Annotated in this window: 13 protein-coding genes; 5 read left to right on the top strand and 8 right to left on the bottom strand. The window is 38.4% G+C overall.

The genetic code is table 11. From position 1 onward, the window contains the following. From DRF60_RS00900 to DRF60_RS00935, 8 genes are all read right to left on the bottom strand, one after another. On the bottom strand, window positions 1-2325 hold the full coding sequence (locus tag DRF60_RS00900) for a PIG-L family deacetylase (RefSeq protein WP_116010245.1): 2325 nt from the start codon (window positions 2323-2325) through the stop codon (window positions 1-3). A 32-nt stretch (window positions 2326-2357) separates the two neighbouring features. Continuing rightward, the gene (locus DRF60_RS00905) at window positions 2358-3785 is read right to left on the bottom strand and encodes a glycoside hydrolase family 125 protein (RefSeq protein WP_116010246.1); all 1428 of its coding nucleotides are present in this window, start codon (window positions 3783-3785) and stop codon (window positions 2358-2360) included. Between the two features lie 31 nt (window positions 3786-3816). Continuing rightward, window positions 3817-6051: a GH92 family glycosyl hydrolase gene (locus DRF60_RS00910; RefSeq protein ID WP_116010525.1), complete on the bottom strand. Its 2235-nt coding sequence runs from the start codon at window positions 6049-6051 to the stop codon at window positions 3817-3819. A 118-nt stretch (window positions 6052-6169) separates the two neighbouring features. Next, window positions 6170-7141, bottom strand: coding sequence for a glycoside hydrolase family 130 protein (locus tag DRF60_RS00915; protein ID WP_116010247.1), 972 nt, complete (start codon window positions 7139-7141; stop codon window positions 6170-6172). Between the two features lie 43 nt (window positions 7142-7184). After that, window positions 7185-8471 carry an MFS transporter gene (locus DRF60_RS00920; protein WP_116010248.1) on the bottom strand — a complete coding sequence of 429 codons (1287 nt, stop codon included), beginning with the start codon at window positions 8469-8471 and terminating at the stop codon, window positions 7185-7187. 183 nt (window positions 8472-8654) lie between these two features. Further along, complete coding sequence (locus tag DRF60_RS00925; RefSeq protein ID WP_116010249.1) at window positions 8655-10274, bottom strand: SusD/RagB family nutrient-binding outer membrane lipoprotein; 1620 nt, start codon at window positions 10272-10274, stop codon at window positions 8655-8657. 10 nt (window positions 10275-10284) lie between these two features. Continuing rightward, window positions 10285-13206 (bottom strand): SusC/RagA family TonB-linked outer membrane protein, encoded by a 2922-nt coding sequence (locus DRF60_RS00930; RefSeq protein ID WP_185144561.1) that lies wholly within the window; start codon window positions 13204-13206, stop codon window positions 10285-10287. Between the two features lie 403 nt (window positions 13207-13609). Further along, window positions 13610-14488 carry an AraC family transcriptional regulator gene (locus tag DRF60_RS00935; RefSeq protein WP_116010250.1) on the bottom strand — a complete coding sequence of 293 codons (879 nt, stop codon included), beginning with the start codon at window positions 14486-14488 and terminating at the stop codon, window positions 13610-13612. A gap of 486 nt (window positions 14489-14974) precedes the next feature. Here DRF60_RS00935 and DRF60_RS00940 point away from each other — a divergent pair, with 486 nt between their 5' ends. From DRF60_RS00940 to fabF, 5 genes are all read left to right on the top strand, one after another. After that, window positions 14975-15394 (top strand): OsmC family protein, encoded by a 420-nt coding sequence (locus DRF60_RS00940; protein WP_116010251.1) that lies wholly within the window; start codon window positions 14975-14977, stop codon window positions 15392-15394. Window positions 15395-15851: 457 nt separating this feature from the next. Beyond that, window positions 15852-16457: a TetR/AcrR family transcriptional regulator gene (locus DRF60_RS00945; RefSeq protein ID WP_116010252.1), complete on the top strand. Its 606-nt coding sequence runs from the start codon at window positions 15852-15854 to the stop codon at window positions 16455-16457. 11 nt (window positions 16458-16468) lie between these two features. After that, complete coding sequence (locus DRF60_RS00950; RefSeq protein WP_116010253.1) at window positions 16469-17737, top strand: acetyl-CoA C-acetyltransferase; 1269 nt, start codon at window positions 16469-16471, stop codon at window positions 17735-17737. A 10-nt stretch (window positions 17738-17747) separates the two neighbouring features. Further along, window positions 17748-18173, top strand: coding sequence for a PaaI family thioesterase (locus DRF60_RS00955; RefSeq protein ID WP_116010254.1), 426 nt, complete (start codon window positions 17748-17750; stop codon window positions 18171-18173). A gap of 2 nt (window positions 18174-18175) precedes the next feature. Further along, window positions 18176-19417, top strand: a complete 1242-nt coding sequence (gene fabF, locus DRF60_RS00960; RefSeq protein WP_116010255.1) for a beta-ketoacyl-ACP synthase II — start codon at window positions 18176-18178, stop codon at window positions 19415-19417. The last annotated feature ends 68 nt before the right edge of the window (window positions 19418-19485 follow it).

Genomic DNA, 19485 nt, shown 5'->3' on the forward strand with positions numbered 1-19485 from the left:
CTAGAATGCTCCTTCCGTTGACTTTTCCAGTTCACGGGCAGATTTCAAAAATTCTTTCACATCCATTTCTTTAAAAAAGAGCAGGCCATGTGTTGCCCTGAGACGCGGACTTTCATTATCGTAGAAATAAGGTTTCCCTAAAACCAGCTGAACATCTTTCAGTTGTTCTACCCACGTCTGAATGGAAAGATGACTGAATTTCCCATCATAACGATAACTTGGGAACGAAGCATCCACCTGGCTCATGTAACTGTTAGTAAAGCTTTCATCCATCGTACTCATGGCATTCAGCGATACAGGGAAAATATGGGTGACATCCGCTGCATTAAACTGGTACCAAACATTTCTGTACCCCCAGATTTTAATATTTGAAAGATCTTTTTCTTTGCCCCATTCCCTTACTGCTTCGGCTATGGCCTGCAGAACTTTGTAATGGGTGTCAGGACCGCTGCCTTCGGGATCAAATGCCAGGCTGATTACGGTAGGATTTATCTCCCGCAGCTGTTTGAGGATCGGGATAACATCTCTTTCCCGGTTGGGTTTCTCCGTAAAAATCGCACCGGTATAAAATCCCAGTCTCAGATGATGAACATTTTTGGTTCTCACTCCAAAGTGTGCCCATACCAGCTCTTCTTCATATTCACGAATCATTCCTTTTAAAGTCTGGATCTTTGGCTCAGGATTTTGTCCGTCATAACTGAAATTCACGGCAGTGATGATTTCACTGATCCTGGTTTCCATATCCTGTCTGTTTTTGAGATTCCAGAGCTCAACAATATTCCTTACCACTCTGTGGGAAACGGCTCTCGATCTTTCGTAAGCACTTCCGGAGGCAATATTGATCAGGTAATGGTAGACGTCTTTATCTTTTTTATTTTTATATCCTGCCTCAAAAAAATCGGCGTACTGAAGCATTTCTATTTCGTCTTTCTTCACAAAATAAAGTGCATCATTCAGAATTTTTATGAGAAACTTATTAGTGACCGCCGTAAATCCTGAAGTAAGAACCGAATAATGGGATGCATTGGTCTCATTACGCGACTGATAGTGGATATAAGGCAGCAATCCTAAAGAAATATCATCGTGATGCGGTCCTGTATGGTAAAAAACTTCGCTGCTGAGCCTTTCTGTTCCTTTTTTGATTTTTCCGTTAATGGAATCAATGACAGATTGAACGGTATGTTCTCCAAGGCCGGGAATAAGCTGTGTATACTGATCTTCTCTGAGATCATCCAATGTTAGATGTTCCGCATATTTATTCAGCTTCCGTGTCAGGGACATGACGGCTTTGTCTGTTTTTTCCTGTGACCAGCTGCCGGAACGGTAGTAATCATCAATATAATCATTCAGCATACTTGCCGCTCCCAGTGTAATATAGAATCTTCCATTCTGGAGCCCTGCAAGAACAGAGGCCGGATATATGTTGGATGGCGGAAGCTCAAGAGCATTTTTTATCACAGGAGCCTTTGCTTCTCCTGCCGCGAAAATAATGGCTACGGCATCTTTGTTATAGGTAATGGTTTCCAAACCAATGGTAATCACCATCCTTTCCTTTGAAATTTCAATCCCTCCGAGATCTCCTGCCGCGACAGCCTGGGTTTCGAAATTGGTGGCCGTAAGCCGGGTGGTAGAGTAAGGATCGGAACCTTTGATATTGAAGGCAATATGGCCATCGGGGCCTATTCCTCCCAGAAAAAAGCCTATCCCTCCCAATCCACGGATTTTCTGCTCATATTCTGAGCACCAGTTATCAATTAAGAAAATCGATTCTTTCTGTAGTTTTTCCAAAGGATTTCGGGCTTCACGGTATCTCAGCTCAAGGTTTACTTTATTATCCGGGAAAACTTCCTTAAAACTCTTGCTCTCTGCTAAAGGAATTTCATTGGAATTGATGAGCAGTGCATTTTCACGTTTCAGTCCAAAACCTTCGATATAATACTTATTCACGTAATGGTAAAAGCTATTCGCCTGGGATGACTTTATAGGATAAAATTCATCAATCTGAACAAAATAAAGATCTGCCAGTGAAGGTTTATCCTGAAAAATTAATCCGTGTTTCTTCCTCAGTTCAAGGATTCTTTCGTTTTGCCAGTTTTCAAGGATATGTTTGGTCCAGAAAATAAAATATTCCGGCGTTTTACCTGTAGGAAGACTGATGACTCCGGTTGGGTTTTCATGAACCCATTCCAGGAAGCGTAGTGCTGTAAGCATTCCTAAATCCGGAAAATTATCTACAACGATATAGGGAACATTTACCTTATTGTTGCGTGGAACATTATTTATAAATGATTGTTCTACGGGCGTAAAAGTTTTGTTCTTTTCCATTACGTTTTGTATTTGGTGTTATACGGCAAACCTTAAGTCAGCAGGTCAGGGTTCTTGTTAAAGGTCTCCCATAACAGTTCTCCAAACAGCGTATTGGCCCACGCAAACCATTCTCTGGTGAATTTCTTATCATTGTCTTTATGGAAGGACTCATGCATAAAGCCTGTTCCTCCATGGGTTTTCTGTAAAGTGTCTATACACCATTTGATTTCCTTTCTGTCTTTTGTCGTAAGGGCTTTCATAATGATGCTCATTGGCCAGATCATATCAAGACCGATGTGCGGACCGCCGATTCCTTCTGCCAGTTTTCCTTTGAAAAAGAACGGATTATCTTCTGACCAGACATAATTTCTGGTATTTATATAAACCGGATCATCAGCTTTTACAGCGTCCAGATAAGGAAGGCCCAGAAGGCTTGGACAGTTGGCATCATCCATTAAATTATAACTGCCGAATCCGTTGGTCTCAAAGGCATAAATCTTTCCGTACTCAGGATGGTCATAGATTCCATATTTCTTGATGGCTGCATCTACCTCATCTGCCAGGCTATTTAATTGCCGGGTCAAGGTTTTTTCGTTTTTGATCTGTGACACCATTTCTGCCGCCTGGCGTAAGCTTACTACAGCAAATAAATTGGAAGGGATCAGGAAAGCATAGATCGTAGCATCATCACTAGGACGGAACATAGAATTGATCAATCCTACGGGGTTTGTCGGATAACCATAACCACCCATCGGAATCCCGTCTGTGGCCCATGCTGTTGTACGCTCGAATTTGTAAGGGCCTAGGTCTGTTTTTCTCTGTTGTTCTACGAAAGTTTGTAAAGTCAGTTTGATTCCCTGTAACCAATTGTTATCAAAAGGTTTTATATCTCCTGTTGTTTTCCAGAAATGGTAAGCCAAACGAATAGGATAACAAAGTGAATCTATTTCCCATTTTCTTTCGTGGATCCCGGGTTTCATGTCGGTATGATCGTATTCTTTCCATTTGCTTATCTTATTATTATCATTATAAAAAGCATTGGCATAAGGGTCTTTCAGAATGAATTCTGTCTGCTTGTGAATCACTCCGGAGATGAGTTTATGTAATTTCTCGTCTTTCTTAGAAAACTGCAGGTAGGGGAAAACCTGTGCTGAGCTGTCGCGAAGCCACATGGCATCTATATCTCCTGTAATAACGTATGTATCAGGATTTCCATTAATTTCTTTATAAAAAACGGTGGTATCTAAAGTATTGGGAAAGCAGTTTTCAAAGAGCCACGACAGTTCTTTATTCTTCACTTTCTTTTTAAAAGCTGTGATGGCATTCTCTACCGCGTCACTGGTAAAATGTCTTTTATTTTTCGGAACGCGGACCACAGGAAAATCTTCCATGCTCAACGTTTTAGCAAAAACATTTTGAGTAAACAGTAATCCCGCTCCTGCTATTGCACTTGTCTTTATAAATTTTCTCCTTTCCATTATACTTTTAATATTTCGTTATATTTTTGATTTATTTTACAGGCTTACTTCCCATTACAAATTTCAGTTCACCACCATTCATAATATCACTGTGATTAATTTCCCAGCTTTTGAACTCTTTTCCGTTCAGGAATATTTTCTGAACATAAATGTTTTTATCTGATACCTTATCCGCTATTACTGTGAAGGTTTTTCCATTTTCCAGCTTTAAGGATACTTTGGGAAACTGTGGTGCACCAATAGCATATACAGGCTTTCCGGGAGTCACCGGATAGAATCCTAATGAAGAGAAAATATACCACGCAGACATCTGGCCGCAATCTTCGTTGTTGACAATCCCGTCCGGTTTTGCCGCGTACATATTATCCCGGATGAATTTGACCATTTTCTGGGTTTTGTAAGGAGCTCCCGCATAGTTGTACAGGTATGGAACATGGTGTCCCGGCTCATCACCAAATCCCAGAGAACCGATGAATCCTGAAATATCTACATGCTGCTCACCAATCATCTTAAGTTCTTCGGTAAAAGTTCTATCTAATTTTTCTTCAAAACCTTTTTTTCCGCCATATAAGTTCATCATTTCATCGATCTTATGGGGAACAAAGAAATCATAAGCCCAGATATTTCCGGAAACCCAGTGGGGCTGAAGTTTTTTCCAGTCGTTCAAAGTAAAATTCGGAAGGAATTCTCCGTTTTTCTGTTTTGGCCAGAAATGATTATTTTCTTTGTTAAAGGTATTAAGAAAGCTCATAGAACGTTTCTTATACACTTCCGCTTCGTCTTTTTTACCTAATTTTTCGGCAAGCTGCTGAATACACCAATCGTCATACGCATATTCCAGCGTTGCTGAAACTGAAGCACCGTTTTCGGATGGCGTGTAGCCTAACTTGATATAATCATTAAGACCCCCGCCACCATCGCTGCTGCTCATTTTGTCCGTTAAGGAAGCATCTTTCATTGCTGCAAATGCTTTCTCCTGATCGATACCCGGTACGCCTTTGGAAATAGCATCCCAGATTACCGATACACTATGATATCCTAGCATACAGAAGTTATCATAACCGCACAATTCCCAGATCGGCATGTGATCTTTACGGTCTGTATACCTGCTGATCAGTGAGTTGGCAAATTCTTTTGTATGCTTCTGATCCATAATGGTCAGCAAAGGATGTGTCGCCCTGAATCCGTCCCAATAGGAATACGTACTGTAGTTGGTAAACCATTTGGTATTCATATTTTCCTGAGCAGCTACATAATCTCCGTTAGTATCCATATACAGATTAGGAGCAATGAAGGTGTGGTATACTCCGGTATAGAAGATTTTTCTCTGGTCATCCGTACCGCCGGTCACCTGGAATCTGTTTATTAGATCTCTCCAGGTATTCTGAGCCGTTTCTTTAGCTTTTGCAAAATCTACGTTTTTAGCTTCGGCATCAAAGTTTTCCTGAGCACCTTCCGTACTTACAGGAGATAAGGAAACTTTTACTTCGATGCTTTCATTCTCCTCTGTTGAAAATCTCACGAAAGCTTTAGCATCTTTAGCAAGCGCTATTTTTTCGTTTTCTTTTATTTTTCCTTCAGAATAAGTTCCATAGGATTTAAAAGGTTTTGAAAATTCCATCACGAAATAAGCAAAACGTTTTCCGCCCCAGCCGTTGCTGTAGCAATATCCTTTGATCTTATTGTTTCCTTCTATGCTTACCAGCGTATGGTAAATATTCCCGAAAATTTTATTGGTAGGATCAATGATGACATTGGATTCTTCACTCTTTGGGAAGGTATATTTATGGAAACCTACTCTCGGAGAAGCGGTCAGCTCGGCTTTAATTCCGTAGCTGTCCAACATCACGGAATAATATCCCGGTGAAGCCGTTTCTTTTTCATGACTGAATGTCGACCGGTAGCCACTTTCCGGTTTGTCTTCTGAACCTGGAAGCATTTTTATTTTTCCAACGGTTGGCATCACCAAAATATCCCCTAAATCTGCCCAGCCTGTCCCACTAAGGTGATTATGACTGAATCCCATGATAGTTTTGCTGCTGTAATGGTACCCTGAACACCAATCCCAGTCACCGCTCTTGGTATTCTGATCCGGACTGAGCTGGATCATTCCAAAAGGCGTAGTCGCTCCGGGAAATGTATGGCCGTGTCCTCCTGTTCCGATGAAAGGATCTACCCATGAAAGAACATCATCCTTCCGTTGCTGGGCATTTCCCACATGAAAAAACAGGATCATTGATAAAAATATAAGCAGTTCTTTTTTCATAATCATAATAGGGAAATCTTAAAAATTTCTCAAGATAGGAGTTTATTTAACAATATAAAAACCGAAACAATGATTTCAACAAGCAGTGATCGGTATATTATTTATATTTTGAATCCGCTTACAGCGAATTCTTTTTCATAAAATCAATAATTTCAGAAATATATCCAAACGCAATGGCCACAACGGTATCCGCTGCTCCATAATATACAGTTACCTTATCTCCTTCTGAAAGGGCAGCACACGGGAAAACCACATTAGGAATATCTCCCGTAAGTTCATACAATTCTGCCGGAGCCAGTAAATAAGGTTTCGTTCTGTGCAATACTTTTGACGGATCTTCAAGATCAAGCAGTGATGCTCCCATAGAATAACGGAACCCTCTGCAGGTATTGATCACCCCGTGATAAAAAAGCAGCCACCCTTCATCCGTTTTAATCGGAACAGGTCCTGCCCCTATTTTTGTACATTGCCATGCACTGTCTTCAAACGGCGCCACCTTCATCACGCAACGGTGCTCGCCCCAGTATTTCATATCCGGACTGTAGCTGATATAGATATCTCCGAAAGGCGTATGCCCGTTATCGCTGGGTCTGCTCAGCATAGCATATTTACCGTTTATTTTCTCAGGGAAAAGAACCCCGTTTCTGTTGAAGGGAAGGAATGCATTTTCGCACTGAAAGAATTCCTTAAAATCAAAAGTATAGGCAATTCCGATAGTCGGCCCATGGTATCCGTTACACCATGTGATCCAATATCGGTCTTCTATAAAGGCAACACGGGGATCATATTTATAATCCGATTCTATCATTTCTGTATTTCCGGCTTTCATATCAATTGGGTCATGATTGATCTCCCAATTGATCCCATCTTTACTGAAACCTGCAAAAATATTCATCTGCACTGCTTTGTTATCGCAACGGAAAACTCCCGCGAACCCATCTTCAAAAGGAACCACCGCACTGTTAAAAATGCTGTTGGACGTAGGTATTGCATATCTGTTGATAATCGGATTTGCAGAGTAACGCCACATGATATCACGGCTATCTTCCGGACGATCCTGCCAAGGGATCTTTGCTGGTTGAAATGTCATAAAGTATTTTTACTTTTTTATTTAATGTATTTAATAAAATGATTTAGTGTTCTTTTAGTTTTTCAGGATATGAAAACGGAACCAAAAGGGTCACGACAAAAGCAGGTATGGTAGCAATAAGTACCCAGATAAAAAACATTTTGTAACCTACCCAATCACTGATCATCCCGCTGAACATCCCGGGAATCATTACCCCAAGATTCATAATCCCGGTTGCAAAAGCGTAGTGAGCAGTTTTATGTTCACCCGGTGCGATCTGCTGCATGATGTAAAGCATCAGCCCTACAAAACCGAATCCATAGCCAAAATATTCTACGACCACGGCAAGGCCTACCGGAAGCAGTTCTGTTGGTTGAAAATAAGCCAATAATGCATATACTATAAATGGAATATTAAAAGCAGAGCACAGCCAGATTAGTGATTTTTTCAGTCCTCTGGCAGCAATAAAATAACCGGCCAATACAGATCCTAAGATAAATGCCGCTGAACCGTAAGTCCCATAAATAAGCCCAATATCCGATGTGGATAATCCAAGGCCGCCTGAAGTTCTCGGGGCTTTGAAAAACAAGGGCGCAATCTTTATGGCAAACCCTTCTGCAAAACGGTACAGTATAATGAACAGTACTGCCCATATGATATTTTTCTTTTTGAAGAAGGAAGTAATGACTTCCAGTAATTCTTTACGGACATTTCCTGCTTTTCTGCTTTCTTTTTCCTGCTTATTTTCTTTCGGTAAAACAGCATAATGGTACAAAGCCAGGGCAAAAAACAAAAGACCATAAATTCCCATGATGATCATCCAGGCATTGGTGACTCCTTTGGTTTTCTCCAGAACTCCCGCGAAATAGACCAGAACGCCACTGCTGATGATTTTAGCAAGGTTATAAAAAGCTCCCTGCCATCCGATATATTTTGCCTGCTCTTTATTGGTCAAAAAATTGATATAGGTACCATCTGCAGCAATATCATGTGTTGCCCCACAAAAGGCAACAACTGCAAAAAGGGCAATGCTGTATTTGAAAAAATCAGGCATCGGCAAGCTTAGCACAATCAAAGCAAACAGAACTCCTATTGCAAATTGGGTGGCCACTACAAAGAATTTTTTTGTTTTATAAATCTCAAGAAACGGGCTCCAAAGAGGTTTTAAGGTCCAGGAAAACATAATCAGCGCTGTCCAGAAGGTGATCTTAGAATCTGAAATTCCCATGTCTTTGTACATGATTCCGGAGACCGCATTAATGGTTACAAAGGGAATTCCCATTGCAAAATATAATGTTGATATCCAAAAAATCGGTTTTACCGAGCGAATTTCAGAGCTGTTGTTTCCCATATTCAAATAAAATAGTAAAGAAAAGAAGGCCTCTCAAAAGCATCATTCCGAATTGAAACGAAACTAAAATTGAAGAATCTTTAAAACAAGTGTTTATCCGATATCTCTTCTGCCGAAATGAAAAAATTAAATCTAACTTTTGAGACGGCCTCTTTATCTTTATAATTGATCTGCTTAAAATTATTACTTTTTATCCCACCATAATTTGGTTCCGCCTGTATCGGGGCCTCCAAGTAATTGGACAGCTTGTGCATAGTTCAAAGTACTGTTACGGTATTTTGATGGAATAGGGATTCTTCTGATCATAGCATCAGTGCTTATCGTTCCCTGGCTATCATTCAATACATTTTTGAAGATGATCGGGTAGCCCGTCCTTCTTTGTTCTGCCCATGCTTCTGCCCCATCAGGATAAAGCGCAATCCATTTTTGGGTCATAATTCTTTCTAATTTTCTTTCAAAAGAATCTGTGGCATTCCATTTTATGGTAATTGTACTTAGCTGTGGGTTTCCCGCCAAAATATCGTTAGAATGATTTTTGGGATCTATATAAGGTGCTTCTGTAGAGGTAGAATTATTTACATAGGCATCATAGCCTCCAGCCTTTCCCCATTCTTCTAAAGACACAGAAATTCCCTTATTATAATTGGTTCCTGCATCACCAGCACCCGCATAGCCTCTTATAGCAGCTTCTGCTTTCAAGAACCATGCTTCAGCAGCAGTAAAAATTTTGCTTTTACCATTTGAGCCAGAAAAGTAATCTCCATTAGCAGAAATAGCTGCTGCCTTTGAGTAGCTTCCGTAACCTGGACTCAAATCCACACCTTGCCTTACTCCCACATATTGGTTTAATACACCTGCATCGGTTGCAGGCTGTGCATATAAGGAAATTCTCGGATCATTATAACCATTCATGTATGCCATTAAAGGGGCTCCGATTTTACAATCACCCCAAGAATAAATAATATCAAATAATGGAGAAGCCTTTCCATAAGAAACCAAAGCATTTTCTGAAGCGTCATCGATTAATCCGGCAGATGACGCAAGTGCTTCTTCTGCATATTGTTTTGCTTTTGCAGGATCTGCATAGCTGATTCTGATGGCATATCTCAGTTTCAGAGAGTTGGCCAGCTTTGCCCAATTAGCAGTATTCCCTCCAAAAACCAGGTCAGATTTAGAAATCACCGCTTTATCTTCTACTCCAATTGGTTTTTGTAATGCAACAATCGCTGCATTAAGATCGGTAACGAAATGATTATAGGCATCTTGTTGAGAGTCAAAATCTGTAATACCATTGGCACCGGGTGTTTCAAATTTGCTGTAAATTACCGGCCCGTGAGCATCTGAAACTTTTTGTGCAGCCAAAATTCTTGAAATATTAAGAACCGCTAAAGATTGAGAAAAATCTATTCCTGGATAATATTTCGGAGCATTTAATTTGAAATTTTTGTATTGCTGATTAACATCTTCCAATTGATTAAGCATAATTCTTTCGTTCCAGCCATCCATCATAAAATATGTGGTATTGTTTATTCCTCCATTATAACGTGTTGCTGTACTGAAAAAACCACTGTACATATCTGCATTTAAATTAGTTTGCAATTGATAAATCCAGTTTTGAGGATTTTGCAAATTGCTTTGTATCTGTCTTAAAGGATTGGTAAGCAATGCGAAATCTGCCAAAAGCTGTTCGTCATAAACCCCATTGTATTCAGAATCTATTTCTTCAAAATTGCCGGTACAGTTCAATAAGGGTAAAAGTCCTATTGTACCCAACATTAATATTTTAAAATATTTATTTTTCATTATTATTGTATTAAAAGTTTGCTTTTACTGAGAAACCTATCGAACGGGTAACCGGCATACCAAGAATATCTACTCCAACTCCACCCGGATTTACACCAGACACCTGTTCCGGATCGAATGGTGCTTTGTTGTATAGGAAGAATAAATTGGTGCCGATCAAGCTTAGTGTTGCATCTTTGAAATATTTACCGTTTATACTGAATTGATAAGAAATAGAAGCCTGTCTTAATCTTACATTTGTTGCATTATACATATACGCTTCATTAATACCTCCTGAACCTCCGACTACATCATAATATGCTCTTGCATCTGTTTTTCCTGTGTATGCCGTTCCATTTGCATATGCTGCATTGGCAATAGAAACGCCTCCATTGTCTCGGGCATCTGCAGAAACTTGGCTTACTCCTTTTTTGTCATTCAAAGCCTGTGTAATCCCCAGTACTTTACCCCCGAATTTACCATCAATCAGGAAATTAATATTTACTTTTCCGATATTAAATGTGTTATTAAAGCCTAACATAAATTTAGGATTTGGATTTCCTAAAAACGTTTGTCTGTCTTCAGCCAATTGCGGGACTCCGTCTGCAGTGACAACAATCCTTCCTTGTGCATCTCTTAAGAAAGCAGTTCCGTAAATATCTCCGAAAGAACCACCTACTTTAATTCCGTTGTAGCCACCACCAGTCAAGAAAAACGGTTTTACATCACCACTTCCTGTGTAGAAACCGATTGGGAATACTTCTTTTATTTTATTTTTATTTGCAGAAGCATTTACAGCAACCGTCCAACCAAATTTCTTAGAATCAAATACTTTATAAGACAAACTGGATTCGAAACCAGTATTCTGAATTTTTCCTGCACTGATGTCAATTCCTGCCAGATTGGTACCATATATACTGCCTCCTGTACTTACATTTTTTAGATATTGATTGGATACATTTGAATTATAGTACGTAAAATCGAAACTCAATCTATTATTAAACAACCTGAATTCTGTTCCCGCTTCAAACGTTTTATTCATTTCCGGTTGTGGAAACAGATAGGCAAATTGTGGAAAGTTTACAATATCAACAGGTGCTGAGCTATAAGATCCTGTAATTACACCACCATTAAAAATAGGTTGTGGATTTGTAGATGTAGGATCTAAAGCATTCCCCACAGTTGCGTATGATGCTCTTACTTTCCAAAAGTTAATAGCTTCAGGAAGCTTGAAAACATCACTTAAAATAGAGTTAAGACCTGCGGAATAATAATCAAAATTATTTTTAGGGGCTTTTGATAATGTAGAAGACCAATCGACTCTATACGTAAGATCTAAATACAATAATCTTTTGTATCCAAAATTGGCACTTGCAAAAACCGACTGATCTTGTCGATGCGGGGTGTCAATTTTGTAGCCATTCCCTTCACCATTCCAAGCGAGGTTATTTAAAGTAAAAAGATTGGCAGTAAATAATCTGTTGTTTTCTATATTGGTAATTGTATATTTAAGATCAGAAATACTTGTTCCAACCGTAAAATCAAAACTTAAATTATCACTGATTTTTGGGCTACCCGCTAAGATAAAGTCACTATACGTTGTGGTTTTCTCAATGGTGTTTTTTGATAATTTTCCATTGATACCACTCACAGTATTATTAGAAAACGCATAAATATTACGCTGTGTGTCAGAATTATAATAATTATAATTCCCTCTTAATTTTGCAGTTAACCAACTGTTTAAGGCATAACTTAAACTTGCAGATCCGTAGAAATTTTTATTTTTGGTCGTAACAGGGTTTTTGTTGAGAATCCAATAAGGATTTTGGGTTTCACTATCCTCAAAACCACCATCCGGCCTGATTGCCCACCAGTTTTGTGCAGGTAAAAAACGGGTGTTGTTAAAATAGGTATAGTTATCTCCACTGAATTGATCAAAATCGATTCCTCTTGGCAACCAATATAAATTGCTAATTGGCGAGAAGTAAGAACCCGGTGTTAATCTATTTTTTGAATTCTGCAAAGAAGCCATTACGTTGGCATCCAATGTCAGTTTATCGTTAAGAAATTTACTGGAATTTCTATAGTTAATATTATATTGATCAAATGTAGAAGTTGGGATTACACCGGTATTATTGGTACTCCCCAAAGAGAAAAAATTAGTTGTTTTTTCATTCCCTGCCTGGAAACTCAAACTATTGATCCTTGTAATTCCTGTGTCGAAAAAATTTTTCACATAATCTTTAGAAGCTCCTTTTGCGCCCCAGCTATCATAAGTACCTGTAGCTCCGGTAGCTGCATTATAAGGGGTTGACTGTAAATAACTGTTTTGTAATTTTGGTAAATTGTAAACATCATCGAAAGTAATGCTGGATGAAAACGAAATACTGCTCCTTCCTGCAACTCCTTTTTTCGTCACAATCAAAACCGCACCATTACTTCCTTGCGATCCATACAAGGCCGCCGCAGAAGCACCCTTCAAAAAGTTGATGCTTTCTATATCTTCAGGATTTATTGTGCTTAAAACATCTCCAGTGTCTGGCATTCCTGAAAAATAATCTACGTTTGGACCTCCTGTTCCTGTAATACCTGTATTATTGACGATAGGAACTCCATCAATAACGTACAAAGGTTGGCTATTTCTTGTGGATTTGTCACCTCTCATGGTGATTCTTACGGAACCTCCGACACCACCATTGGTTTTATTAATCTGTACATTGGAAACTTTCCCGTTAATAGAGTTTAAAAGATTGGGCGTTTTTACTTCTGTAAGTTCATCTCCTCCTATTTGCTGACTAGAGTAAGTAAGGGAGCGAGCCTGCCTTTTAATCCCCAAAGAGGTCACCACCACTTCTTCAATTTTGGTTGTTTTAGCAGTATCTGCCGTTTTTGTTTCCTGTGCGTAAGCAGATAAAGAAATAGCTAATAAAACCGGTATAACAGTTTTTCTCATAAGGTTAGTTTTATTAAGATTTATTTGAGAATCAACTACATTGCTTTAAATATTGTATGCATTTCAAAATGATATTTATCTTCATTTTTTCAGCAACATTTGCATCAAATAATTAAAGTTTTGTTAAGATTTAATTCACATTAACAAATCTAAATTTTGTTCACAGCCTGATATAATACTATTTTATCATAAAACGATATTATTTTTTCACCTGTTTTCTAGATAATTAAATTACTCGCTGATTTTCAGCATGATATCATAATTTCAAGCATATAATTTTCAACAATTATATAATGCTTTTTCAGCATATTTTGATTAAAATAAATCTGACATCCATAAAAAAACCGGATAGTAACTATCCGGATATCACGATCCCAAGGCGAATTTGTTTAATCCAAAAAGATTATTCGATTTTCTTCACCCCCTTAAAAAGCTCTTTAAATTCTGTAGGGGTTGTTTTTTTAATAGACTTGAAAACTTTATTGAAATTGGCAATATTATTAAAACCGGCTTCAAATGCAGTCTCAAAAACCGTCAGATTTTTCTCCATGAGCCATCTTGCCGCATAGCTGATCCTGATTTCATTCAGATAATTCACAAAGGTTTTGCCTGTTCTTTTCTTGATGAACCTGTTGAAAGTTACGCTGCTCATATTGATAAGTGATGCTGCATCATGGAGTGTTATTTTGCTTTCAAAATTCTTATGCACAAAATCATGAACTATCTTCATTTTATCATTATCAGCAAAGGTTTCAAGCTCTATACTGTAAGAGGATAACAATGTCTTGTCTTCGGCAATGGCCAGTTCATTAAGAATTTTCATGATCTCAATAAAAGATTCAAAACTGTTCATTTTGGATAAGTTGAAAAAAGAATCTTTAAGCTTTTCTGCCGTTTCCTGTGAAAATAAAATTCCCCGGATTGACTCCTTCATCAGGTTGCTGATAGGTTTCAGAATATTTTTATCCATCATGGACTGATTAAAAAAATCCTGGTTGAACTGCACCGTAATCTCATGGGTTTTCCGGTTTTTACACTTATGGTTGGCCCAGCAATGCGGCAGATTGGGACCCACCAACACCAGTTCAATGTCACCTATTTCTCCGGTGTGATCACCTATCATACGGCGGTAACCCTTTCCTTTGCTGATAAAATTGATCTCGATCTCCGGATGATAATGATACGGAAAATCAAAAGATGCTTTTATCCGGTCGAACACAAGAAAGCTGTCCTCGGGAGATAATGGAGTTATTTCTCTCAAAATATTTTCTAGCTTGCTCATCTAATCTTTGAAAAAATTAAAGTTATTATTCAATACAGAACTTTTTACAAATTTGATAAAAAACCAATCAATTAATATATAATTTTTATTTTTTCTTTATTTTTAATAAAAAAAGTAAATTAGAATTTAAATTAGTGTCTATTATAAATAACAATAATGCTTTTAAATAATAGATGTATTCTGTTGATAATGTCAAAACGCCTTTTTGTATCTTTAGCTAAATTATATGAGGCGACGGTTATTTTTGGAAGCCACTATAAAAATCTAAAGCCCATCAGCAGAACTCAATTCAGATATGACATTAAAATACTTTTTAATTTCGGAACTATAAATGTAGTATAGATTCTATCATGATAAAGTTTCAAAAATTACTTGTCGGGAAAAAAGTACAATATTTAAGGCTTTTTATCCATTGAATCCGGTTTACAACCGCTCTATCTTTGTATCATCAAAACAACATATTAAAACAACAACAAAACAAACATTATGAGACGTAACGCAACAGCCGTTTGGAACGGTAACATCAAAGAAGGTAAAGGACACTTAACTACTCAAAGCACAACATTAAACGAAACACAGTATTCTTTCAACAGCCGTTTCGCAGACGGAGTAGGGACAAATCCCGAAGAATTATTGGCGGCAGCACATGCAGGATGTTTTACGATGAAACTGAGTGCCGAGCTTTCCCAGGCTGGTTTTACTCCTGAAGAATTAAAAACAACCTCTGTGATCACCCTAGATCCAAGCGTTGGAAAAATCACAAAATCTGAACTCACTCTTACCGCAAAAGTTCCGGGACTTTCAGAAGAGGAATTCCAAAAATATGCTAAAATTGCAGAAGAAGGTTGTCCTGTAAGTGCAGCTTTCAATTTCGAAATTACTTTGAGTGCTACTTTAGCTCAATAACAGCAAAATTCTTATTGAACCATTAAGATTTTTTTAAGTGATTAAGGAAGGTTAAGAATATCAAACAATATTTTTAAGTAAACTGCTTCTATCCGCTGGCGGATTCTTAATTAATCTTACTGCTTAAAAGATCTTAATGGTTTATTTTTTTGGTGAAAACATTTTATCTGAAATTCTCAAATTAAGCAGAAAAGTGTTTCCCACAGATCACACAGATTACACAGATTTTTTATTAGACTTCAATAGATCATGAAAATCAAAGATTTTCAAAAAACTTAAGTGATCTTCTTTAGCACAATGATTTTAAACTTTAGATTAACTTAAGTGTCTTAAAACTTTTGTTCCTTTTGTGGCAGAGCCTTTTCAGGAGCATATTTGAAGTAAAGTACACAATTTTAAAACAAAATATACCAATCGGTATATTTTATGTATATTTGCAGTATACTAAATACTTAAAATGTCAAAAGCAGAAAAGACCAAACAGTTTATTATTGAGAAAACAGCTTCTTTGTTCAATACCAAGGGTTATCTGTCTACATCTTTATCTGACATTACGGAAGCTACAGGCCTTACCAAAGGCAGTATCTACGGAAACTTTGACAATAAGGATCAGGTCGCACTTGAAGTTTACAAATACAACTCAAGTCTTTTATCAAAAAATATGGCCAGATCTTTAGGAGATGAATTTCCAACTACCATTGATAAATTAAATGCCTTTGTCAATTTTTACCGGAAAAACTGGAAAGCAGTCTTTGAAAATGGCGGCTGTCCTCTGATGAATGCCGCCACCGAGGCCGATGATACTTTTCCCAGCCTGAAGAAACAGGTTACCCAATCGTTTGAAGGCTGGATCAAAAAAATAACTGCCATCATTGTTGAGGGACAGAAAACCGGGGAAATTCATGAAGATATAGATGCTGATGAATACGGATCGCTCTTCATTATGCTCGTTGAGGGCGGAATTCTTCTTTCTAAAACAACAGAAAATAAAAAATACTTAAACCTGGCTTTAGACAGAATATTATTCATGATTGATAAAGAGCTAAAAACACTTCCATCATAAAACTTTTCAATATGGAAACAAAAAAAGTGGCCATTGTAGGATACAGCAGAATTCCTTTTGCCAGAATTAATACAGCCTATGCAGACCTGGATAACCAAGAGCTTCTGGAAGCGTCTCTGAACGGACTGATTAACAAATATCATTTACAGGGGAAACTCCTAGGCGAAGTAGCTGGAGGTGCTGTTATCAAACATATTTCAGAGAGCAACCTCATCAGAGAAACAGTGATGAATACTGCGCTTGATCCTGCTACTCCAGCATGTGATCTTCAGCAAGCCTGTGATACTGGAATTGAGGCAGCCGTATACATTGGAAATAAAATTGCGTTGGGACAGATAGAAAGTGGAATTGCCTGTGGCGTTGAAGCGATGAGTAATATTCCGTTTGAATCAGCACCAAGATTAAGAAAAGCCCTGTTAAAAGCCAATAAAGAAAAGTCACCCTTCGGAAAGCTTAAACAGCTGCTCACTCCAAAGCTGAAAGACTGGATGCCTGTTCCTTATAAAGGTCAGGAACCGAAAACAGGTCTGGTAATGGGCGGACATACGGAAATTACAGCAAAATATTATCAGATTTCCCGTGAAGAACAGGATGAATTGGCATTCAAAAGCCACCAGAATATGGCCAAAGCTTATGATGAAGGTTTTTTTGATGATATGATTATTCCCGCATTCGGATTAGATAAAGACAATAATCTTCGCAGAGACACCAGCCTTGAAAAACTTTCACAGCTGAAGCCTGCTTTTGATAAAGAGAACGGAACTCTGACTGCCGGAAATTCAACTCCTTTTACAGACGGCGCTTCTTCTGTACTTCTGGCCAGTGAAGAATGGGCCAATGCCAATGGCCTTCCTGTTTTAGCCTACATTACTTTCTCAGAAGTGGCAGGAATTGAGTATGTAGAAAACAAACAAAATCTGCTTCTTGCCCCTGTTTTTGCAGCAGACAGAATGCTTAAAAAAGCAGGAATGAGCCTGGAAGATTTTGATTATTATGAAATCCATGAAGCTTTTGCCGCACAGGTTCTTGCCACCATTAAGATTTGGGAAAATGACGATCTTGCTAAAAAATTCGGACTGGAAAAAGCACTGGGGAAAATTGACAGGGATAAACTGAATGTAAAAGGCGGAAGCCTTGCGGCAGCACACCCTTTTGCAGCTACGGGTGGAAGAATAATCGGCACCTTAGCAAAACTCCTTCACGAAAAGGGCCGCGGAAAAGGGTTCATCTCTATTTGCGCTGCGCGCGGACAGGGTGTAACTATGATTTTAGAAAAGTAAAAAGAAAAATATGGACAGATTAACACAACTGCAGCAATTCATTGGAAAGGAATTTGACCAATCGCCATCACCGTTTATGAAATGGCTCAATCCTATTGTAGTTTCTGCAGAAGAAGGACATCTTGAATTCCAATATACCGTAAGACCGGAATGGCTGAACCCGATCGGAAACCTTCATGGCGGTGTAACGGCAGCCATTGTTGACGACATTATTGGGGCTACTATGTTCTCCCTGAATGAAAATTCTTTTGTAACAACCATCAATAATGTGATCGATTATTTTTCAACTGCAAAAGAAAATGATAATATTGTAGCCGAAACGAAAATTATAAAAAGAGGCAGGCAGTTTGTCAATGCACAATGCGAAATATGGAACGCAGACAAAACAAGACTGATTGCCAGGGGAACCTCTAATCTATTCAAAATTAATAACTAAGTATGAAAAGAGTTGTCATTACAGGACTGGGCGCGGTAACGCCTTTGGGGAACAATGTCGAAGATTTTTGGCAAAATAGCATTAACGGTGTCAGTGGAGCAGGTATAATTACTCATTTTGATTCAGAGAAATTTAAAGTGCACTTCGCCTGTGAAGTGAAAAACTTTGATCCGAAAGTATACCTGACCCATAATGAAATAAAAAGAAGTGACCTATTTTCACAATATGCAATGTATGCTTCTACTGAAGCAATTCAGGATTCGGGGCTCGAATTCGAGAAAATGGACCCATTCGACACGGGTGTGATCTGGGGAACCGGACAAGGCGGCATGATCACATTTGAAACTGAGGTTATGAATTTTGCAGACGGAGACGGAACACCAAAATTCAATCCTTTCTTTGTTCCTAAATTTATTGCCAATATGGCTTCAGGAATGATCTCTATGAAATTCGGACTGCAGGGAATCAATTATACAACCATTTCAGCCTGTGCAACAGGAAACACCGCATTGATGGATGCGTTCAACTATATCCGTCTTGGAAAAGCAAAAGTAATTATCAGTGGTGGTTCTGAAGCAGCGATAACACCTGCTTCTATAGGCGGGTTTTCAATTATGAAAGCGATGTCTACCAGAAATGATGATTTCGCCACAGCAAGCCGCCCTTATGATGCAGACAGAGATGGTTTTGTGATGGGCGAAGGTGCCGGCGCATTGATCCTTGAAGAATATGAGCACGCTAAAGCAAGAGGTGCTAAAATTTATGCTGAGCTGGCTGGTGCCGCTATGACTGCTGATGCTTATCATATGACAGCACCTCATCCGGAGGGAATCAGTGCCATTAAAGCCATGCAGCTGGCTATGAAAGAAGCTGGTGCCAATATTGAAGATCTTGATTATCTAAATCCACATGCTACTTCTACTCCGCTTGGAGATCTGGTAGAATTGAAAGCAATCAGTACATTATTCGGAGGAAATAAAAATCTTGATATCAGTGCTACAAAATCCATGACAGGGCATTTACTAGGTGCTGCCAGCGCTGCTGAGGCTATCCTTTCCATTAAAGCTGTAGAAAAAGGAATTATTCCTCCTACAATCAATCTTCACAGTATTGATGAGAACATTCCAAAAGATGTGAATATTGTTTTCGGAGAAGCTAAAGAAAAGGATATTAATTTTGCCTTAAGCAATGCTTTCGGATTCGGAGGGCATAATGCTACTCTGGTTTTTAAGAAGTTTAGCTAAATTAAATAAAAAAAGCAGTCAAAATTGACTGCTTTTCCATTTTATAACTGCTCCCAATAATGAAATAA

Origin of the sequence: Chryseobacterium elymi, from assembly GCF_003385495.1 — a bacterium.
Taxonomy (GTDB): Bacteria; Bacteroidota; Bacteroidia; order Flavobacteriales; family Weeksellaceae; genus Chryseobacterium; species Chryseobacterium elymi.